Below are 20,083 nucleotides of genomic sequence, written 5' to 3'. Positions count from 1 at the left end.
GTAGATGCGCAGGCACTCGGCGGCGGCCTCGCTACCGTCACCGGTTTGCGCACCGGCACCACCCGTATCGCCCCGCACATATGCGCGGGCGGCATGTACGGCGTCATCCCACCCGTCCGCACGGTCGTCCAGTCCGGCCCCCAGCAGGGCGAGTCCGGCAGCTGAGCGACCCAGCGTGCCCGCGTGCACGACGACGTCGCCGGGGCGGGCGCCCGAGCGCAGCACCGGGGCGCGGCCTTCCAGGTCCCCGTGAACGGTGACGGCGATGACCACCCGATCCCCCACGCTCATGTCGCCGCCGACCACGCCGGCCCCCGCTGGATCGCAGGCGTCGGCGAAGCCGCGGGCGAGGTCCTGCACCCAGGCGACGGGGGTGGCGCGCGGCAGCACCAGGCTGACGACGAGCGCCACCGGCCGCGCCCCCATGGCGGCGATGTCGGCGAGGTTCTGGGCGGCGGCGCGAGCCCCGACGTCGCGGGCGGTGGACCAGTCGGGAAGGTAGTGCTCACCCTCGACGAGCACGTCGGTGCTCACGCAGTAGCGGCCGTCCGGGGCGGCAATGACGGCGCAATCGTCTCCATTGGGCACGATCGCGCGGGGCGAGCGCGGCAGCAGCGGGGTGAAGGCGGCCAGCAGCGCCTCCTCCCCCAGGTCGGCGACGGTCGGCGCGGGGGCGGCGTCGGTAATGGAGTCGACGACGGCAGCGCCGTGGGAAGCGACGGCTTCGGTGCCGCAGCCGGCCAGGACGGTCCCGGCGTCGTCGGACTCAGCGGTTGACATCGGTGGGGCGCTCCAGCGCCAGCTCAATGAGCTCGGTCACCAGATCGCGGTAGGGCAGCCCGGAAACCTGCCACATGTAGGGGTACATGGAGAAGGGGGTGAAGCCGGGCATGGTGTTGACCTCGTTGACAATCGCCTCGCCGTCGGCGGTGAGGAAGAAGTCGACGCGGGTCAGCCCCTCGCCCCCAATGGCGAGGAATGCCTCGGCGGCCCGGCGCATGAGCAGGTCGCGCTCCTCGGGGCGGATGCGCGCCGGGCACACCATGGCGACGGCGTCGTGGGCCAGGTACTTGGTCTCGTAGTCGTAGAACTCGCCGGCGCCGTGGGCGGCGTCCATGACGATCTCGCCGGGTTCGGCCACCCGCGGGGCGCCGTCGTCGTGACCGCCGAGCACGGCCACCTCGATCTCCCGGCCGGCGATGCCGGACTCGACCAACACCTTGGGGTCGACGGCGCGGGCCGCCTCGATCGCCGCCTCCAGGTCGGAGGCGTCCTCGACCCGGGTGATGCCCAGGGAGGAGCCGGCGCGGGCGGGCTTGACGAATAGCGGGAAGCTCAGCCGCCGGCATTCAGCAATGACTCCGGCCCGATCCTGGCGCCAGCGGTGCGGCTGCACCAGCACATGCGGGGCGGTGGGGATGCCGGCGGCGCTCAGCAGCACCTTGGTGACCTGCTTGTCCATGCCGGCGGCGCTGGCCAGCACGCCGCAGCCGACGTAGGGCAGGCCCAGCATCTCCAGCATGCCCTGGATGGTGCCGTCCTCGCCGTAGGGGCCGTGCAACAGGGGCAGGACGACGTCGACGGCGCCGAGTACCTCGGGGCCGGCGGGGGTGATCGCGGTCAGATTTCCGCCGCCCAGCCGCATGGCCAGTTCGCCGCGGCCGAGCCCGTCGGTGGTGATCTCCACCGGGGGGCGGGCGTCGTCCAGTCGCAGGGCGTCGGGGTCGTCGTCGACGAGCACCCAATGGCCGTCTTTGGTGATGCCGATGGGGACGACGTCGTAGCGGTCCCGGTCGATGGCGGCCAACACGCCCGCGGCGGTCGCGCAGGAGATGGTGTGCTCGCCGCTGCGCCCTCCGAAGACGACGGCGACTCGGGGCTTGTGCCCATCGCTGTGGCCCGCGGGAGCATTCGCGGTCAGGGAGGCGGTTGGGGCGGGCGCAGCGTCACCGGGGCTGACTGCGGCGGCTGCGGGGTTGTCCGACATGGTGGCTACGCTACCGCGGCGAGGAACGCACCCAGCGGCGAACCGCCACGCGATACGCATTCCAGCCCCGCTCGTGCGCCCGCAATTCTGGTCGGCGGTGCATATACCGAAGGCGAGGCCTGTCCCGGTTCCGCCCGCCTGAGGGGGACAAGCATGGGCCGGGACCAGCGCGGGAATCGAGCCGACCCGGCCGATATTGCGTACATCACGCACAGGGTTCCGTATGCTGGATCACATCGGAACCGTGGTTCCATCCGAGGTCAGGAGACACCATGACACGCCACATGCCCCGCAGCCGCACGTTCCTCCCCGCGCTGGCGCTGTTGCTCGCCGGGCCCCTCGCCCTGGGGGCGTGTGGGCAGGGCACCGACACCGCCTCGGAGGAGCCCTCCCCCACCGCCACGGCAGGAGCGTCCTCGGTCGCCTCTGCGGAGCCGAGCGAGGACGCCGGGGCGTCGGAATCGCCGGCGGCTACGCAGACGCCGACCGTCACCGGCTCGCTCACCCAGGAGGAGACGAGCCCGTCGAGCGCCCCCGCCTGGGGCACCGGCGCCGAAGGCCAGGAGCCGAGCGCCGACTCCGAGCTCATTATCAGCGACGTGCGCATCGGCTCCCACGACGACGAGGACTACTCCCGCTTTGTCGTGGAGTTCTCCGGGCAGGGCACACCCGGCTGGTCTGCGCAGTGGACCGACCAGGCCCACACCCAGGGCAAGGGCGATGCCGTGGACGTGGCCGGGGACTTCACCCTGGTGGTCATCGGCACGGGCGTGACCATGCCCATCAGCGAGGAGCAGCAGGCGGTCGCCTACACCGAGCCGGTCCGCTTCGACTTCGATGCCGTCGGCCGCGATGACGACGAGGGCATTGAGGAGGCCTACCTCGACCTCACCTTCGAAGCCCAGTTCCAGGTCATCCTCGGCACCGACTCTCAGACCTACCGGATCTTCACGCTGACCAACCCCACCCGCCTGGTCATTGACGTCGCCGACGACGACGACCAAAACGACTGACGGCGCGTCATTTGTGCCGGTTTCAGCGCGTCATTTGTGCCGGTTTCAGCACGTCATTTGTGCCGGTCTCGGCACGTTACAAGTGCCGGTTTCGATGACTGGGGCGCTGCCAGGAGCTCGACTGGGGCGCGGCTAGGGCAGGGGCGCGGCGTTGACGCCCTCGGCTTTGCGGGGGCGGGACAGCAGCGCGTCGTTGATCTCCTCCACCGTGGCGGCGCCCTCAACCACCGCAACGACGCCGGCGGTGATGGGCATGTCCACCCCGTGCGCCGTCGCCAGGTCGAGCACGGCGCGCGCGGACTTGGCGCCCTCGGCAACCCCACGCGAGGCTGCGGCGGCCTCGTCCACGCTCATGCCCTCACCCAGTCGTCGCCCGAAGGTCTGGTTGCGCGACAGCGGTGAGGAGCAGGTGGCCACCAGGTCTCCCATGCCGGCCAGCCCGGCGAAGGTCTCGGGGGTAGCCCCCAGCGCCAGCCCCAGACGGGTGATCTCCACCAGTCCGCGGGTAATAATGGTGGCCTTGGAGTTATCGCCGAAGCCGCGCCCGGCGGTAATGCCGACGGCCAGGGCGATGACGTTCTTGACGGCGCCGCACAGTTCAACCCCGAGCACGTCGGTGTTGGTGTAGGGGCGGAACGTGCTCGTCGCGCACAGGGCGGCCACGCGCGCGGCCGTCTCCTCCTGCGGGGCGGCCACCACGGTGGCGGTGGGCTGGCCCGCGGCGATCTCGTCGGCCAGATTGGGACCGGAGATGACGGCGATCCGGCTCGCGGGCAGGTCGAGTGCCTCGGCGATGACCTGGCTCATGCGCAGCCCCGAGCCGGACTCGACTCCCTTCATGAGGGAGACGACGATGGCGTCGTCGTCCAGCGCGCCGCGCAGCGGGGTGAGCACACCGCGGGCGCTCTGGGAGGGCACCACCACGACGACGATTCCGGCGCCATCCACGGCCTCACGCAGGTCCGTGGTGGCGGTGACGGTGTCGGGCAGGCGGATGCCGGGCAGGTAGCGAGTGTTGGTGCCGGCGTTGATCTCGGAGACGATCTCCGGGCGGCGTGCCCAGATGGTTGTCGGGGTGCCGGCCTGGGCGAGGAGGCGGGCGAAGGTGGTCCCCCAGGCGCCCGCGCCGATGACGGCGGCCTTGCGTGCAGGCTCTGACGGCGGGGTGCTGGCGGCGCTCACGACTCGCGCTCCGTGTCGGCCTGGGGTGCGACGTCGCCCGGGTCCGCAGGTTCCTGCGGACCCGGGACTTCCGGCGCAGATGGTTCCGAAGGCGTCGGCGGATCGGGGCGGCGTACGCCGATATTGCCCTTGCCCGGATCGCCGTCGTACTTCATATCGAAGGGGCGGGGTGCCTTCTCGCCACGCAACTGCTCCACCAGCTCGGTGATGCGGCGCATGATCTCGGCGGTGGCGGCGCGCACGGCCTCGTGGTCGGAGGTGTCCGAGCCGTACTCCGCCAGGTCGAAGGGCTCCCCGATGAGAATATGCACGTCCTTGCGGGGGAAGGGGCGGAAACCGCTGCCATAGGCGCCCAGGACGTTCTGCGCCCCCCACTGCCCCATGGGCAGCAGCGGCGCGCCGGTGCGCATGGCCAGCCGGGCGGCGCCGGTTTTACCGGTCATGGGCCACTGCAGGGGGTCGCGAGAGAGGGTGCCCTCGGGGAAGATCATGATCGGGTCGCCCGCCCGCAGTCGCTTCTCGGCCTCGACCAGTGAGTTGCCGGCGTTCGCCGAGTCCCGGTAAACCGGGATCTGCCCGCCCGCGCTGAAGACATGCCCGAGGATGGGAATCTCGAACAGCTGGGACTTGGCCAACGAGTAGATGGGCACATCCTCGTCCACGAGCGCACGCATGGCGGTCAGCGGGTCCAAGTTGGACAAATGGTTGGCCACCGCGATGAAGCCGCCGTTGCGGGGGATGTTCTCGGTCCCGGTCACGTGTTGCTTGGAGACCGCCTTGAGGAACGGGATGATCGCTCCCCGGGCCGCGAACCGGTAGAAGCGGGACATGCGTTGTGTGTTGGGCACGTTGGCACTCTACCCACTCGCGCGCCTTCGGAGTCGGGATTGGTCGCGGTACGGGCGCAGCGCCCTATCCAGGCGTGCCAAGCCTTGCCCCGCCCTCGCGCCGCCGCCCGCGATGCCCCGCCGCCGTCGCCGATAGCCCAGCGACGGCGTCGCACGGGATCGGCGTGCCGGGAGAGGCTGCGGGGTGGTCAGGCCAGGCGGGTGACGTCGGCGTCGAGCGCGGCGAGCTTGCTCATGAAGTGCTCGTACCCGCGGTCAATGAGGTTGACGCCCTCGACGTGGCTGGTGCCCTCGGCCGCGAGCGCGGCGATGAGGTGGGAGAAGCCGCCGCGCAGGTCGGGCACGACGATGTCGGCGCCGTGCAGCGGGGTGGGGCCGGAGATGACGGCGGAGTGGTAGAAGTTGCGCTGGCCGAAGCGGCACGCGGTGCCACCCAGGCACTCGCGGTAGACCTGGATGGTGGCGCCCATCTTGCGCAGGGCGCCGGTGAAGCCGAAGCGGTTCTCGTAGACGGTTTCGTGGACGATGGACAGCCCCTCCGCCTGGGTGAGAGCGACGACGAGCGGCTGCTGCCAGTCGGTCATGAAGCCGGGGTGGACGTTGGTTTCCACCACGATGCTCTTGAGGTCGCCGCCGGGGTGGTAGAAGCGAATGCCGTCCTCGCGCACGTCGAAGGCGCCGCCGACCTTGCGGAAGATGTTGAGGAAGGTGGTCATGTCGCTCTGGTGGGCGCCGTGGACGAAGACGTCCCCGTGGGTGGCCAGCGCCGCGGAGGCCCAGGATGCGGTCTCAATGCGGTCGGGCAGGGCGCGGTGGTTGTAGCCGACGAGCTCATCGACACCCTCGACGTGGATGGTGCGGTCGGTGTCCACGGAGATGATGGCGCCCATCTTCTGCAGGACGTCGACCAGGTCCATGATCTCCGGTTCGACGGCGGCGCCCCGCAGCTCGGTCAGCCCCTCCGCGCGCACGGCGGTGAGCAGGGTCTGCTCGGTGGCGCCGACGGACGGGTAGGGCAGGTCGATGACGGTGCCGCGCAGACCGTCGGGGGCGGTCAGGCGGATGCCCTGCGGCTGTTTGTCGACGGTGGCGCCGAAGGCGCGCAGGATGTCGAGGTGGAAGTCGATGGGGCGGTCGCCGATGCGGCATCCGCCGAGGTCCGGGATGAAGGCCTCACCGAGGCGGTGCAGCAGCGGGCCGCAGAAGAGGATCGGGATGCGCGAGGAGCCGGCGTGGGCGTCAATGTCGGCCATGTGGGCGCTCTCCACGCGGGAGGGGTCCAGGCGCAGCACCCCTTCGGCCTGGTCGTAGTCGACGCTGACGCCGTGCAGGGACAGCAACCCGGAGACGACGTCGACGTCGCGGATGAGGGGGACGTTGTGCAGGACGGAGGGCGTGGTCCCCAGCAGCGCGGCAACCATCGCCTTGGGGACGAGGTTCTTGGCGCCGCGGACGGTGATTTCACCGTTGAGCGGGCGTCCGCCCTCAACCTGGAGCAGACCGTCGACCATGCGTACCTCCGTGCATTCACGTGCAGCTGTTGACCTCGGACGTCGCAGTTCCACGCCGTCCGCCGCGCTGGGCGCGGGTGGTCTCAGCATAGGCGGCACCGGCGTCAACGGAAGCCTGGGCGCCGCGCTCACAGCGAACCCGGGCGTGTCCTGCAACTCACCCGAATACGCCCGGTCACGTGCTTGCTAGAGCACGAGCACGTCCCGTCAGTGCGCCGCTCTAACTCGCGACGAGAAGCTGACACAAGCCTGTTGACAGTGGCGCAGGACACCCCTACACTCAACTTATGCGTACACGGTGTACGTATACGAAGGAGGTCGACGATGAGCGAATCATTGGTCGAATGCACCTACTACGTGGAGTCAACGACGACTCTCCATGCAGTCGCGGACGAGCTCGCTGGCGAGCAGACGTCCGGCACTTTTATCAAGATCCCCGGAGAGACCAGCCAGCTGACCGAGAAGTTCGGCGGCCGCGTCCTGGAGGTGAGCGACCTGGGGCTGGTGCCACCGTCACTGCCCAGTCGTTTCCACGTCGAGCGAGCACGAGCCGGCATCGTCCGCATTGGCTACCCGGCCGCGAACCTCGGTGGCGACCTCACCGCCCTACTGACGGTCATCGCCGGTAATCTCTTCGAACTGGCCAGCCTGAGCGCTTGCAAGGTCATCGGTCTGCGACTACCGGCTGAATTCACGGCCGCCCACCCTGGACCCGCCTACGGCATCGACGGCACCCGGCAGGCCATTGGAGTAACCACCGGCCCCATCATCGGCACCATTGTCAAGCCGAATATTGGTCTGGACGCCGAAGGATTCCGGCAGCGAGTCCGCGATCTCATGCTGGCGGACATCGACTTCATAAAGGACGACGAGGTCAACGCCGATCCGGCGCACCTGCCCTTCGCCGAGCGGGTCCGGATCGTGGCCGAGGAAACCGACCGAGCCGCCCAGAAGACTGGACGCCGTATCCCCTACGCCTTCAACATTTCCGGCCCTGCGCAAGACCTGGAGCGTAAGCACACCCTGGTGCGAGACAACGGTGGACAGTGCGTCATGCTCCCCGTCTTCCACCAGGGTATCTCGAGCCTGGAATATCTGCGGCATCTCGGCGGCCTTCAGATCCATGCACACCGTGCTGGTTTCCCGGCCGTATCCCGCAGTGGCACGCTCGGCATCAGTTTCGGGGCGTGGCAGCAGCTGCTACAGCTTGCTGGCGCCGACCACATCCACGTCTCCGGGCTCATGTCGAAGTTCTCCGAGGAGGACGACGAAGTCGCTGCAAACATCCGGACCATCCACGCCGGCGTCGAGGGTCTGGAGCACCGGTCGATTCCGGTACTGTCCTCTGGGCAGACCGTCCTGTCGGCACGCGCCACCTACGATGCCGTTGGCTCCACCGATGTCATGGTGCTGGCCGGGGGCGGGATCATTGCCCACCCGGACGGCGCCGCAGCTGGAGTGCGCTCCATGCGCCAGGCCTGGCAGGCGGCTCTCGACGGCGACGACCTCGGCAAGCGCGCCACCAGCCTGGCCGACTCCGGCGACACGGCCCTGAATGCCGCCATCGCGAAATTCGGAGGCCACAAATGAGACTGCGCTTCCTCGCCGATGACTTCACCGGCGCCTCCGACGTTCTACTCCAATGCCGTCGCAACGGCATGGAGGCGGCAATCGTCCAGGAGGAGAACCTGGCCGATCAGTCCACCGGCTTCAACGGCATCGCCACGGCGGCGCGCTCGCTGGATTCGACCGAGCTCGAGTCCTTCCTGCGCGACAAGCTCCCGTTGTTCATGCAGCCGCCGACCGACGTTGTCCTGTACAAGATCTGCTCAACTTTCGACTCCAGCCCAACCACTGGGTCCATTGGCCTGGCAGTACGACTCATTCGAGAGCTACTGTCCCCCGACATCCCCGTCGTCGTAGTCCCCGCCCAGCCCGGTTTTGGCAGGTACACGGTCTTCGGCAACCACTTCGCCGTCGCTGGCGGAGACGTTTTCCGGCTCGACCGCCACCCGGTCATGAGCCAGCATCCCAGCACACCCATGCACGAGTCGGACCTGCGGCAACTGCTGCATCAGCAGGGCGTCGCCACCGAGGCGCTCACCCACGTGGACCTGCTGGCACTACGGCAAGGCGACGACCTCCCCGCACTGCTGACCCGCCCGAAACTCGAGGCAATCATCGTCGATACCCTGGAGGAGACCGACCTTGACCTGGTTGCCACCGCCCTCATCGACCGCGCCCAAAGCGCCGCCCACCCGGTTGTGGTCGTCGGCTCCGGCGGGATTGCCGGGGCGTTGTCGCGCCAGCTCACCGACGGCAGGTCCATTCCGCGGACCAGTTTCGCCCCCGGCCCTACGCTGGTGCTATCGGGTTCCCGCTCCCCCATCACACAGGCGCAGATAGCATACGTGACAGATCTGGGGTGGCGCACCGTCGCTGTGGATCTGGCAACCATGGAACAGGGGGCCGAGGCCTTCTTCTCCGTCGCGCAACTGGATCACACCCTGAGCGCCGACCAGAACCTGGTGATCCGGGTTGAAGAGGACGCCGACGTCGATCCGGCTCAGCTGGCCCAAGCAAGCGGCTCCTTCTACGCGGACCTCATCACCCTGGCACTGCACCACCACCCCAGTACTCGCATCGCCGTTCTGGGGGGAGACACCTCATCGTGGACGGTCACCTCCCTGCACCCCAGGCAAATCCGGGTCGCCGCGGACTTCGTTCAGGCCGGCCCCATCCTGTCCTTCACTGCCGACGCCGTCCCCACGTCCACCCCAATCCTCCTTAAAGGAGGCCAAGTGGGTAAACCCACCACCTTGTCCGATTTCTCAGTCTTCTAGTACCCCGGTTACCGACCGCGCCGTTCAAGGAGGAACATCATGCGCGCCATCATCAAGTCCGCCCCCGAACCCGGTTTCGAGTTCACCACCGACCAGCCGCGGGTGGCACCCGGCCCCAGCGATGTGCTGGTACAGATTCACAGCGCCTCGATCTGCGGAACTGACCGCGAGATCTACGACTGGACTGCGTCGGGCCAGGCATTCGGCCTGACCCTGCCCATTGTCCAGGGGCACGAGGGCTCCGGCACCGTCATCGAGGTCGGCAGCGCTGTCACCGGCATTGACGTGGGTGACCGCGTCGCCTTCGAGTCCCACGTCGTGTGCCAGGCTTGTCGACAGTGCCGGACCGGCCGAGCACAGTACTGCCCGCACACCCGGATTCTCGGAATGCACCTCGGCGGGGTCTTCGCTGAATTCGCGACCATCCCTGCGCACGCCTGCTTCCCACTGCCCGAGGCGATCTCCCTCGAATGCGGAGCACTCATGGAGTCCGCCGGCGTAGCCGCACACGCTATGCAGCGCACTGATTTCAAGGTTGCCGGTGCCACCGTCCTTGTTTCCGGCCTGGGGCCGGTGGGGCTGGCCGTCGGCGCTATGGCCGTCCGCCTGGGCGCTAAAGCCGTCTTCGGCAGCGAGGTCAACACCTACCGGCGCGAGTTCGCCGAATCCTTCGGAATCCGCGGCATCGACCCGTTACAAGGTGACTTGCGCGAGCTCGCCGGTGTGAACGGTTTCGATATCTCCTTCGAGGCGTCGGGCGCACGCGGAACCATTCCCGCTCTCATTGAAGCGGCATCAATCGACGGCACGGTCCTGACCATCGCGCACCCTGGTGAGGACATTCCCATCCCCGTCGCGCGGGATATCAATAAGCGAGGCGTCACCCTCAAGGGACTGTTCGGCCGCCGCATCTGGGAGTCCTGGATGCTCCTGGCGGACCTTCAACTCGACGGCATCATCGACCTTGAACGCTTCGTCACCCACAAGGTGCGCTTGGAGGACGTCGATAAGGCCATGGCCCTGCTGCGCGGGGAGGCTTGTAAGGTCCTCTTCCAGCCCTCCTTGTGACGCTCGGTCGTCTCGTTCAAAGGAGAATGACATGGCCGACTCCGCACAGTTACCGCCGATTCACTCGACTCCGCCGTCGTCTGCTCAAGCCGATCCTCCCAAGAAGGAGTGGATACAGCGCCTCAGTGTCATTCCGGGTGCTTTGATGATTGTCCCCCTACTGCTGGGGGCGCTCATTAACACGCTGTTCCCGAGTGCCCTGCTCATCGGCGGTTTCACCACCGGCCTGTTCAAGACCGGACTGCCCTCGATCCTGGGACTGTTCTTCTTCTGCATGGGCGCCCAGCTCGACTTCCGCACCACGCGTCCCACCCTGGAAAAGGGCGTATCCCTGCTCCTGGGCAAGGTCACCGCAGGCGTTACCGCGGGCATGCTGGTGGCCTTCCTGTCCCCCAGCGGCACCCTGTTGGGCCTGACCCCAATGGTCATCATCGCTGGCATGACGAACTCCAACGGGGCTCTGTACGCCGCTCTAACCGGGAGTTTCGGCAATAAGGTGGACCGCGGTTGCGCCGCCGTACTCGCTCTCAACGACGGCCCATTCATCACCATGCTGGCACTCGGGGTCGCCGGGTTGGCGAGTTTCCCGATCACGGACTTGGTGGCGATGATCGTCCCCCTCGTGCTCGGGTTCGCACTAGGCAACCTGTCCCCTACAGCCAGAGCCTTCCTCAAGCCCGGCGAAAGCCTGCTCATACCCTTCCTCGGTTTCCTCGTCGGTGCTTCGATCGACTTCCGGATCCTGTTCACCGCTGGCGCGCAGGGGCTGGTGTTGGGGCTGGCGACGATCGTATTGTCGGGGTGCGCGGGCATGCTCGCGCTTTGGCTCTACCACGTCGTGCACCGTCATCCCCACCGCACCCGCAACATCATCGGTGGTGCAGCCGAAGGCACGGTAGCGGGCAATGCCATTGCGACACCGGCAGCAATTGCTCTGGCCGACCCCACCTACGCCGCACTCACCGATCAGGCCACGGCCCAGATTGCTGCTGCGGTGGTATTCACCACTCTGCTGGTGCCCTTCACGGTCTCCTTCGTCGCAACCTGGCAAAAGCGGCGAGGAGTCGATCCAGCGGCAGAGCTCGAGCACTACCAAAGCGCCGGCAAGGTCGCCTAGACGACTCTCCCAGCACCTTTTCCACGGTCAGGGGTGGGGGCAGGCTGCTGCCTCCGCCCCTGATCATCGCCGAGCGCGGCGCGCGCTCCGGTCCCGGTACGCTATTCGGCGGTCTTGGTCGGGTGCACCGCCGACGAACGGCCCGCGTCTCGCCACGCGGCCACCGCTTGCGTCAGCTCGGCGAGCGCGGCCTCCACACGCGCGAACTCCGGTTCAGCTGCACCCGTAGAGTCGGGGGCTGAAGCGTTGATCTCCAGGTCGAAGGACGGGTGGTGCCATAGCTGGAAGGACTCCGCCAAGGCACCCTGTGTCGTGAAGGTGGCGCCCTTAACGCTGATGACCGGCTCGTTGGCGCTCACTCCGAGGGGCTCGAGCACGAACTCCGGCGGCAACACTGCCTTGATACGGCGGCGCCCACCGGACAGCTCTCGGCCGGTGGCGCGAATCAGCGCATGAAGCGAATGCCCCTCAAGATCCCTCATCGTCAACTCAGGCAGAACGGTGCACGGAATCCAATTTACGACGTACATGATGGGGCCGTCGTCGACTAGGCGAAGCCGGTGCGTCTGCCAGCAGTCGGTAGCAAAAGCCAGGCTCCGCACGCCGGCGGGCGCCGCGACTCGCTCCACGTTGAGGACCTTGGTGACAAGCACCTTGCCCTGAGCGCGCAGTTCCTCCGCCAATCCGCCCGCATGGGACACATTCCGCGTCACAGCTGACTGTTCGGACCCGATAACGACGGCGGACCGCCCGCGTTGCGTGCGCACGAGCCCCTCGGCAACCAGCGACGCCATCGCCTGACGAACCACCGAGCGAGAGACCCCGTAGAAGGTGGCGAGGCTGCCCTCCGCAGGCAGATCATCGCCCTTGCGCAGACGACCGTCAGCGATCTGAGAGGTGATATGGCTGGCGACCTGGTGGTGCAAAGGGACAGTGCTGGCCCGGTCGACGATTCCCGTTTGGTCACCCATCAAGCCCTCCCCTGTTGCATCCCTCGGCTCGATGACAGCATAGGCCGCGCGCCGCGCCGGCGTGTCAACAGACGCCGCTACCGTCGCGGCTCAGGCGCCCGGGCGCAGGAAGGGGTAGCCGACCGGGACCGGCATGTCTGCGGCGCGGGCCGGGGTCACGTCCACCGGGGGCTCGTGCCGGGCCGGCAGGGTGCGCGGCTTGAATGCCGGGCGCGCATCCTCGTAGGCGCGGATCTCATCCTCGTGGGTGAGGGTGAGCGAGATGTCGTCCAGGCCCTCCATGAGGGTCCAGCGCACGTAGTCGTCGATCTGGAAGACGGTGCGGAAGGAGCCCGCCTCGACGGTGCGCTGCTCCAGGTCCACGGTGATCTCGGTGCCGGGCTCGGCCTCGAGGATCTTCCACAGCTGCTCGGCATCCTCCTGGCTGATGACGCCGGCCACCAGTCCCTGCTTGCCGGCGTTGCCGCGGAAGATGTCGGCGAAGCGGGGGGCGAGCACCACCTTGAAGCCGTAGTCCTTGAGCGCCCACACGGCGTGCTCGCGGGAGGAACCGGTACCGAAGTCCGGCCCGGCCACCAGCACGCTGGCGCGCTTGTAGGCGTCCTGGTTGAGGATGAAGTCGGCTTCGTTGGCCCGCCAGGAGGCGAACAGGGCATCCTCGAATCCGGTTCGGGTGATGCGCTTGAGGTAGACGGCGGGGATGATCTGGTCGGTGTCGACGGCGCTGCGGCGCAGCGGGGCGCCGATGCCGGTGTGACGGATGAACTTCTCCATGGCGTGCTTCTTTCTCGGGCTGTCGACGGTACGGCTCAGGCGGCGGTGGGCTGGCCGGTGGGCAGGTCCGCGGGGGTGGACAGGGTGCCTCGCACCGCGGTGGCGGCGGCGACGACCGGGGACACCAGGTGGGTGCGCCCGCCCTTGCCCTGACGTCCCTCGAAGTTGCGGTTGGAGGTGGAGGCGGCGCGCTCGCCGGGGGCGAGCTGGTCGGGGTTCATGCCCAGGCACATGGAGCAGCCGGCGTTGCGCCATTCGGCGCCGAAGTCCTTGAACACCTGGTCCAGTCCCTCGGCCTCGGCCTGCAGGCGGATACGGGCGGAAGCGGGCACCACGAGCATGCGCAGTCCGGGGGCCTTGGTGCGGCCCTTGATGACCTCGGCGGCAGCGCGCAGGTCCTCGATGCGCCCGTTGGTGCACGAGCCGAGGAAGACGGTGTCGACCTTGATGTCGCGCAGCGGGGTCCCGGGCTTGAGATCCATGTACTCCAGGGCGCGTTCGGCGGCGCGACGGCGGGTCTCGTCGGCGATGTCCTCAGGGTCGGGGACGGCGGCGGAGATGGGCAGGCCCTGCCCGGGGTTGGTGCCCCAGGTGACGAAGGGCTCGATGTCGCGCGCCTGGAGGACGACCTCGGTGTCGAAGACCGCGTCGTCGTCGGTGCGCAGGGAGCTCCAGTAGGCGACGGCGGCGTCCCAGTCCTCCCCCTGGGGCGCGTGCGGGCGTCCCTTGAGGTAGTCGAAGGTGGTGGCATCGGGGGCGATCATGCCGGCCCGAGCGCCGGCCTCGATGCTCATATTGCAGATCGTCATGCGGGCCTCCATCGACAGCTGCTCGATGGCGCGGCCGCGGTACTCAATGACGTGCCCCTGGGCTCCGTTGGTGCCGATCTTCGCGATGATGGCGAGAATGATGTCCTTGGCGCCGCTTCCAGCGGGCAGGTCGCCGTCGATGCGCACGCTCATGGTTTTGAAGGGGGCCACCGGCAGGGTCTGGGTGGCCAGGACGTGCTCGACCTGGCTGGTGCCGATGCCGAAGGCGAGGGCCCCGAAGGCGCCGTGGGTGGAGGTGTGGGAGTCTCCGCACACCACGGTCATGCCCGGTTGGGTGAGCCCCAGCTGGGGGCCGACGGCGTGGACGATACCCTGGTCGGCGTCGCCGAGGGAGTGCAGGCGCACCCCGAACTCGGCGCAGTTGGCGCGCAGGGTCTCGATCTGGGTGCGGGAGGTGACATCGGCGATGGGCAGGTCGATGTCGAGGGTGGGGGTGTTGTGGTCCTCGGTGGCCAGGGTGAGGTCGGGGCGGCGAACCTTGCGTCCGGCCAAGCGCAGACCCTCGAAGGCCTGGGGGCTGGTGACCTCGTGCACGAGGTGGAGGTCGATGTAGAGCAGGTCGGGAGCTCCGTCGGTACCCGGCGTCACCACGTGGTCACGCCACACCTTCTGCGCCAGCGTCATTCCCATCGCTGCACTTCCTTTCCGGGGACGCATCCCAGGGGTTCCTGGGACATTCGGCCCGGGGATCATGCTCGGCTTGGATGGAAGCGGCAAACTCCGGGCGTTTTTCTGACTACACGCTACTTGAAGTCTCACCACTCGGAATGGCAGTATCAGATTATGGACAGTCTGGGTGACATCGAAAGCGGCAGCGGGGTTGGCGTCATCGACAAGGCGGCGCTGGTCATGAGCGCCCTGGAGGCGGGCCCGGCCACACTGGCACAACTGGTCTCCTCCACCCACCTGGCGCGCCCGACGGCGCACCGCATTGCGGTGGCGCTCGAGTTCCACCGGCTGCTCGCCCGCGACGCCCAGGGGCGGTTCATTCTCGGACCACGGCTCAACGAGCTCGCCTCGGCCGCCGGCGAGGACCACCTGCTGGCGGCGGCCGGGCCGGTGCTGGCCGCACTGCGGGACAAGACGCACGAGTCGGCCCAGCTCTACCGGCGCCAGGGGGATGTGCGGGTGTGCGTGGCCAACGCCGAACGCCCGATCGGCCTGCGCGACTCCATCCCGGTGGGCGCCACCATGTCCATGCAGGGCGGCTCCGGCGCACAGGTACTGCTGGCCTGGGAGGAGCCGGATCGGCTGCACCGCGGCCTGGTGGGGGCGCGCTTCAACGCCACGATGCTCTCCGCCGTCCGTCGACGCGGCTGGGCGCAGTCCGTGGGCGAGCGCGAGCCGGGCGTGGCGAGCGTCTCCGCGCCCGTGCGCGGGGCCAGCGGCAAGGTCATCGCCGCGGTATCCATCTCCGGCCCGATCGAGCGTATGGGCCGCCAGCCCGGCCGCGTGCACGGCCCCGTCGTCGCCGCGGCAGCGCGCCGCCTCTCCGAGGTGCTGCGCAACAACGACGAGGGCTGACCGCGCGGGCGCCGACGCTTCCTCAGCCGATGGCGCGCCGGTAGGCGGCCAGGTTCAGCTGCGTGACCTCGCTCCACACGGGCAGCGGGTCGACGCGCTCATTGTGCTCACAGATGCGCGCCAGTAGCTCGGGCTGCTCCAGCAGGCGGGCCAGCGCCTGGGCGAGGCCGGCGTCGTCGTCGCCCAGCAGCCCGTCCACGCCGTCGGTAATGAAGTCGGTGACGCCGGAGGTGCGCAGCGCCACGATCGCCAGCCCGGCCGAGCGCGCCTCGAGGACGCTGATCCCGAAGGAATCCGCCGGCGAGGTCTGCAGGTAAATGTCGGCCTGGGTGAAGGCCCGCGCCAGTTCGGGGCGGCCGACTCGACCCACGAGGGTGATCCGCTCGGCCATGCCGGAGTCGGCCACCTCCTGCGCGAGCTTGTCGCGCAGCGGGCCGTCCCCGTACATGTCCAGCACGGCGTCGGCCCCGGTTTGGCGGACCGCGGCGGCGAAGGCGCGCACCACCTGCAGCGGGCGCTTGCGCTCGATCCACCGCAGGGAAGCGACCACGCGCAGCGGACGCTCGGCCCGGGCGGCCGGGTCTGGGCGAGGCAGGCGCCAGTCCTCCACGGTGATCCCGTTGGGCAGGACGGTGACCGGGCTGCGCGCTCCGGCCTGTTCGACCTGGGTGGCCAGCATGGAGGACACGGCGGTCAGGTCCGCCCCGTCCTGCTGCCAGATGCGCACGGGGCTTGCGGCTCCGAGCGCGCCGCAGGCGGTTGCCCAGCCGCCGAGCACGCAGTGGAAGGTGATCGTCAGGGGCAGTCCCGCCCGCCTGGCGGCGCCAATGCCGGACCAGGCGAAAGGCGAGACCACGCCGACGTGGGCGTGGACGACGTCGGGGCGCAGCTGCTTCATGAGTGCGGTCAACTCGCGCCCTGCGCGCGGATGCAGGGGCAGCTCGCCGGGCAGACGCACGGTGGTGCGGTAGACCGGGAACCCGTCGGGGCGCTCTACGCTGCGTCCGCGCGCGGCGCCGACGGGGGTGGCGGTGACGACGGCGGGCTCGTGGCCGGCCGCTAGCAGGTTCCGGGCGAGATCCTGAACCTGCGTCTCAATACCGCCCAGCCTGGGCGCGTAGCAGTCGGAGACGATGAGGACGCGCATGGACGCCAGTGTGCCATGCGCGCCCGGCGCCGCAGCGGCAGCAGCGCCGAGACCCCGCAGGTCAGGCGCTTGTGGATGCGGGAGACGATTCCGGGTCCTGCGGGACGGGCGCGTCCTGACAGGCGGCCTTGGCGGCGCGCAGTTCGGCGATGGCGGCCTCGAAGTCCTCCAGCGAGTTGAAGTCGGAGTAGACCGAGGCGAAGCGCAGGTAGGCGACCTCGTCGAGTTCACGCAGCGGATCCAGGATGGCCAGGCCGACCTCGCGAGAGTCGACGATGGCATGACCGGTGGCGCGAATCTTCTCCTCGACTTTGTGGGCCAGTAGCGCGAGCTCTTTGTCACCGACCTGCCGCCCCTTGCAAGCACGCCGCACGCCGCCGATGACCTTGTCACGTGAGAAGGGCTCAATGGCGCCCGAGCTCTTGCGCACCGACAGACTGGCCGCCTCAATGGTGGTGAAGCGGCGCCCGCACTTGATGCATTGACGACGACGACGGATCGCCGTGCCGTCCTCAGAGGTGCGCGAGTCGACGACGCGCGACCCGTTGTGCTGGCAGAAAGGACAGCGCACGCCCGGCTCCTTCCGGTTCTCCTCACCGTACTGACAGTTCGGAGATTATGCGTGCACTGCACCACTCCGCAAGCGATTCGGCGCCATAGTGGCGCCGCCGCCGCGGGGATAGGGCTACTGCCGACGCTCAGCCCGCCGGAACGATGAGCGTCTGCCCCGCCTGCAGCGTCGAGGTGGTCAGATCGTTGAGGTCGACGATCTGCGCCATGGTGTCGGCGACGTCCCCGGCACCGGTCGCCACGGCAATGTCCCACAGGGACTCGCCGGGCCGCACGGTGGCGGTGGTGGTCTCCACCGGCGCAGAGTCGAAGCCGGAGGCAACGATCCCGCCGGCGAGGGCTAGGACCACAGCGAACACGAGGGCGCCGACGACGAGCAGGCGGCGCATGGCGGCGGGCAGGGCCGGCGCAGTGCTGCGCGCGGGAGCCGAGACGGACGCAGCCGCTACCGCAGCGGCGCGAACCTGGCGCTGACGCCGGGCTCGGACGGCCGGATGGGTGGGAGCAAGCTCTTCCAGGGGCTGGCGCCGTCCCTCCAACGCTCCGGAGGCGCCGCCTGCCGGCGCCGGGCGCGCGACCTCCGCGGAGCGCTTCGCCTGCTCGGGACGGATCCGACGCGGGGCATGTGGGCGCCGCGTCAGCTCCAGCGGCAGGGCGTCGGGCGCAGCAGCGGGCGCGGCGGCGCCTCCGGTCACGAGGCGCAGGTGGGGGCGCTGCGGGGTGCTTTGGACAGCAGCTGCATCTACATCCGCAACGGCGCGGACCGCGGCAGATCCGGGAACGCTGCGCAGCGGGGCGCGAGTCTGCCCCTGCTCGCTGGGGACCAGCCGAAGACGGGGCGGCAGTGGAGCGGCGAGAGCACTCATGGAAGCCTCCTAGAACACACGTTCGACGAACGTCTGTTCGATAGATTAGCGGTTGGCGTCCGACACGTCTAGAGCGTTTTCGAACACATGTTTGAACACCTGGACGATCGGCCGTAGTCTTGACGGGTCAAGACCATCACGGGCCACCGACATGAATTCGGGCTCCTTAACCGGCCACCCGGCCGTCGGGAGTCCGGGAATGAGGGACAGGCGATGAGCGCAACCACCCGTCCGGACGACCACCTCAGCGCGGATGCCGCTGCGGCGATTCCCGCAACGCCCCCGGAGGACCACTCGCTTGAGGAGTCCCTGCACTCCTTGGACGCGCGCGCCCGCGCGGTGTACGAGTCCGTATGCGAGGCGGTCGCCTCTCACGGCTATCCACCTTCGATGCGGGAGATCGGTGCCCGGGTGGGGCTGACCAGCCCGTCGTCGGTCAAACACCAGCTCGACAAGCTCGAACGCCTGGGACTGGTCCGCCGCGACCCCAACCGTCCACGTGCTCTGGAGGTCACCGCACCCACGCCCGCCGCCGTCGCACACCCGGCCGAGCCCGCCGAGGCCTCCCCCGACGTGCCAGAGCCATCGCTGCCGGTGCTACCCGGAATTGGCGAGGGCGAGGCGGTGGCGGTGCCGCTCGTGGGCCGGATCGCCGCCGGCTCCCCCATCCTGGCCGAGCAGGAGGTTGAGGATGTGCTGGCACTCCCCCGGCGGCTGACCGGAGACGGGGAGCTGTTCATGCTGGAGGTCCACGGCGACTCCATGATCGACGCGGCGATCTGCGACGGGGACTGGGTGGTAGTACGCGCCCAGGCGGATGCCGACAACGGCGATGTGGTGGCCGCAATGGTCGACGACGTCGATGGCGCCTCCGCCACGGTTAAGGTGCTCTCCCGCAAGGACGGCCACCAGTGGCTGCTGCCGCGCAACCCCGATTACGCCCCCATCCCCGGCGATGAGGCGACGATTATGGGCAAGGTCGTCACCGTCCTGCGCGCCCTGTAGTCTCCCCCGCCGCCCAGAAGCGCCTGGTGTCAAAGAGCCAGCGCAACCACGCCCGGCTCCGCACGTGCCCGGCTCGGCACGTGCCTGCCCGGCTCTGCACGCATCCCAACGCCTACCATCGAAACCGGCACTAATAACGTACCGAGACCGGCACTTGTAACGTACCGAGACCGGCACTAATGACATGCCGAAACCGGTCGATATGACGAGGCGGGTACCGCTGCGGCTCAACGTTGACAGCGCTCGGGGCATCGGCCGAGCCGAAAACCGACAAGAAGCTCATCACCCCAACGCCCGCGACGTCCAGGCATCGACTGTGCATGTGGCTGCCTGCTGGGCGTTCTCAATGCGGCACGACACTCGTCTGCGGGGTCTGCAGCGGGGACGCTGTTCGGGCGTGTTCTGGCAGGAGTTCGAACACGACCCGAATCCGGCCCCGCAGCGCCGACACGCGCCGACCGCCACAACCACATCGACCGGTTTCGGCACGTTACTTGTGCCGGTTTGGGCACGTTATTAGTGCCGGTTTCGGTGACAGCATGCCACGCGCCAGCCAGCACGCCCCGCGTCGCGGCGTCACGCCTTGCCCCGCGTCGTCATGCCTCGCCACGCCTTGCCCCGCGTCGCGGCGCCTCGCCCCGTCACGCCTCGCCCTGCGTCGCCCTATCTCGCACTACACCGGCCCACGGCGGCGCAGGACAGCCGCACTCCCCTGGGATTCAATCATCTCGGCATGCGGATGGGCCGGCCCCAGTAGGGTCGGCCCATCCGTGGTGTGTGCGCCGTCGAGGCCGCGCGTGGCTGCACTCGCCGGATCAGTAGCCGAG

18 protein-coding genes are annotated in these 20,083 nt (G+C 68.8%); 7 read left to right on the top strand and 11 right to left on the bottom strand.

Features of this window, described 5'->3' with window-relative positions; translation table 11 throughout:
• Both RWX45_RS06340 and RWX45_RS06335 read right to left on the bottom strand, forming a co-directional pair.
• The coding region (locus tag RWX45_RS06340) for a thiamine-phosphate kinase (protein WP_316022918.1) at nucleotides 1–780 on the bottom strand (780 nt) is incomplete at its 3' end.
• Nucleotides 767–1,987 (bottom strand): D-alanine--D-alanine ligase family protein, encoded by a 1,221-nt coding sequence (locus tag RWX45_RS06335; RefSeq protein ID WP_316022917.1) that lies wholly within the window; start codon nucleotides 1,985–1,987, stop codon nucleotides 767–769. The genes RWX45_RS06335 and RWX45_RS06340, both read right to left, overlap by 14 nt.
• Nucleotides 1,988–2,259: 272 nt before the next feature.
• Here RWX45_RS06335 and RWX45_RS06330 point away from each other — a divergent pair, with 272 nt between their 5' ends.
• On the top strand, nucleotides 2,260–3,000 hold the full coding sequence (locus RWX45_RS06330) for an AMIN domain-containing protein (RefSeq protein WP_316022916.1): 741 nt from the start codon (nucleotides 2,260–2,262) through the stop codon (nucleotides 2,998–3,000).
• 132 nt (nucleotides 3,001–3,132) lie between these two features.
• Here RWX45_RS06330 and RWX45_RS06325 read toward each other — a convergent pair whose 3' ends face one another.
• The 3 genes from RWX45_RS06325 to murA form a co-directional block, all read right to left on the bottom strand.
• Nucleotides 3,133–4,182 carry an NAD(P)H-dependent glycerol-3-phosphate dehydrogenase gene (locus RWX45_RS06325; protein WP_316022915.1) on the bottom strand — a complete coding sequence of 350 codons (1,050 nt, stop codon included), beginning with the start codon at nucleotides 4,180–4,182 and terminating at the stop codon, nucleotides 3,133–3,135.
• Nucleotides 4,179–5,012 (bottom strand): lysophospholipid acyltransferase family protein, encoded by an 834-nt coding sequence (locus RWX45_RS06320; protein WP_316022919.1) that lies wholly within the window; start codon nucleotides 5,010–5,012, stop codon nucleotides 4,179–4,181. The genes RWX45_RS06325 and RWX45_RS06320 overlap by 4 nt, the downstream gene beginning before the upstream one ends.
• Before the next feature lie 206 nt (nucleotides 5,013–5,218).
• Complete coding sequence (murA, locus tag RWX45_RS06315) at nucleotides 5,219–6,541, bottom strand: UDP-N-acetylglucosamine 1-carboxyvinyltransferase (protein WP_316022914.1); 1,323 nt, start codon at nucleotides 6,539–6,541, stop codon at nucleotides 5,219–5,221.
• Between the two features lie 324 nt (nucleotides 6,542–6,865).
• Here murA and RWX45_RS06310 point away from each other — a divergent pair, with 324 nt between their 5' ends.
• Genes RWX45_RS06310 through RWX45_RS06295 form a run of 4 tightly spaced genes read left to right on the top strand, consistent with a single transcriptional unit; the run spans nucleotide 6,866 to nucleotide 11,569 of the window.
• Nucleotides 6,866–8,131 (top strand): RuBisCO large subunit C-terminal-like domain-containing protein, encoded by a 1,266-nt coding sequence (locus RWX45_RS06310; RefSeq protein WP_316022913.1) that lies wholly within the window; start codon nucleotides 6,866–6,868, stop codon nucleotides 8,129–8,131.
• On the top strand, nucleotides 8,128–9,384 hold the full coding sequence (locus RWX45_RS06305) for a four-carbon acid sugar kinase family protein (RefSeq protein ID WP_316022912.1): 1,257 nt from the start codon (nucleotides 8,128–8,130) through the stop codon (nucleotides 9,382–9,384). The genes RWX45_RS06310 and RWX45_RS06305 overlap by 4 nt, the downstream gene beginning before the upstream one ends.
• 39 nt (nucleotides 9,385–9,423) lie before the next feature.
• Nucleotides 9,424–10,452, top strand: coding sequence for an alcohol dehydrogenase catalytic domain-containing protein (locus RWX45_RS06300; protein WP_316022911.1), 1,029 nt, complete (start codon nucleotides 9,424–9,426; stop codon nucleotides 10,450–10,452).
• 31 nt (nucleotides 10,453–10,483) lie between these two features.
• The gene (locus RWX45_RS06295; protein ID WP_316022910.1) at nucleotides 10,484–11,569 is read left to right on the top strand and encodes a 2-keto-3-deoxygluconate permease; all 1,086 of its coding nucleotides are present in this window, start codon (nucleotides 10,484–10,486) and stop codon (nucleotides 11,567–11,569) included.
• A gap of 101 nt (nucleotides 11,570–11,670) precedes the next feature.
• Here the strand turns inward: RWX45_RS06295 and RWX45_RS06290 are convergent, their stop codons facing one another.
• The 3 genes from RWX45_RS06290 to leuC form a co-directional block, all read right to left on the bottom strand.
• Nucleotides 11,671–12,540 (bottom strand): GntR family transcriptional regulator, encoded by an 870-nt coding sequence (locus RWX45_RS06290; RefSeq protein ID WP_316022909.1) that lies wholly within the window; start codon nucleotides 12,538–12,540, stop codon nucleotides 11,671–11,673.
• A gap of 90 nt (nucleotides 12,541–12,630) precedes the next feature.
• Complete coding sequence (gene leuD / locus RWX45_RS06285; protein WP_316022908.1) at nucleotides 12,631–13,314, bottom strand: 3-isopropylmalate dehydratase small subunit; 684 nt, start codon at nucleotides 13,312–13,314, stop codon at nucleotides 12,631–12,633.
• Nucleotides 13,315–13,349: 35 nt separating this feature from the next.
• Nucleotides 13,350–14,774 carry a 3-isopropylmalate dehydratase large subunit gene (leuC, locus tag RWX45_RS06280; protein WP_316022907.1) on the bottom strand — a complete coding sequence of 475 codons (1,425 nt, stop codon included), beginning with the start codon at nucleotides 14,772–14,774 and terminating at the stop codon, nucleotides 13,350–13,352.
• A gap of 153 nt (nucleotides 14,775–14,927) precedes the next feature.
• On the opposite strand from leuC, the gene RWX45_RS06275 reads away from it, so the two are divergent.
• A complete protein-coding gene (locus RWX45_RS06275; protein WP_316022906.1) occupies nucleotides 14,928–15,668 on the top strand; it encodes an IclR family transcriptional regulator in 741 nt (246 codons plus the stop codon).
• 22 nt (nucleotides 15,669–15,690) lie between these two features.
• Here the strand turns inward: RWX45_RS06275 and RWX45_RS06270 are convergent, their stop codons facing one another.
• The 3 genes from RWX45_RS06270 to RWX45_RS06260 all read right to left on the bottom strand — a co-directional run bounded on the left by RWX45_RS06270 (nucleotide 15,691) and on the right by RWX45_RS06260 (nucleotide 18,251).
• Entirely contained in the window at nucleotides 15,691–16,815 is a 1,125-nt protein-coding gene (locus RWX45_RS06270) for a glycosyltransferase family 4 protein (protein WP_316022905.1), read from the bottom strand.
• Nucleotides 16,816–16,876: 61 nt separating this feature from the next.
• The gene (nrdR, locus tag RWX45_RS06265; RefSeq protein WP_316022904.1) at nucleotides 16,877–17,386 is read right to left on the bottom strand and encodes a transcriptional regulator NrdR; all 510 of its coding nucleotides are present in this window, start codon (nucleotides 17,384–17,386) and stop codon (nucleotides 16,877–16,879) included.
• Nucleotides 17,387–17,513: 127 nt separating this feature from the next.
• Nucleotides 17,514–18,251: a LysM peptidoglycan-binding domain-containing protein gene (locus RWX45_RS06260; protein ID WP_316022903.1), complete on the bottom strand. Its 738-nt coding sequence runs from the start codon at nucleotides 18,249–18,251 to the stop codon at nucleotides 17,514–17,516.
• Between the two features lie 213 nt (nucleotides 18,252–18,464).
• Here RWX45_RS06260 and lexA point away from each other — a divergent pair, with 213 nt between their 5' ends.
• The gene (gene lexA, locus RWX45_RS06255) at nucleotides 18,465–19,256 is read left to right on the top strand and encodes a transcriptional repressor LexA (RefSeq protein ID WP_316022902.1); all 792 of its coding nucleotides are present in this window, start codon (nucleotides 18,465–18,467) and stop codon (nucleotides 19,254–19,256) included.
• The last annotated feature ends 827 nt before the right edge of the window (nucleotides 19,257–20,083 follow it).

It is taken from the genome of Actinomyces sp. MRS3W (genome assembly GCF_032465695.1).
Lineage (GTDB): Bacteria > Actinomycetota > Actinomycetes > Actinomycetales > Actinomycetaceae > Actinomyces.
Note: the sequence above shows the minus strand (reverse complement) of the source record. Positions and strands in the feature narration are given on the sequence as shown.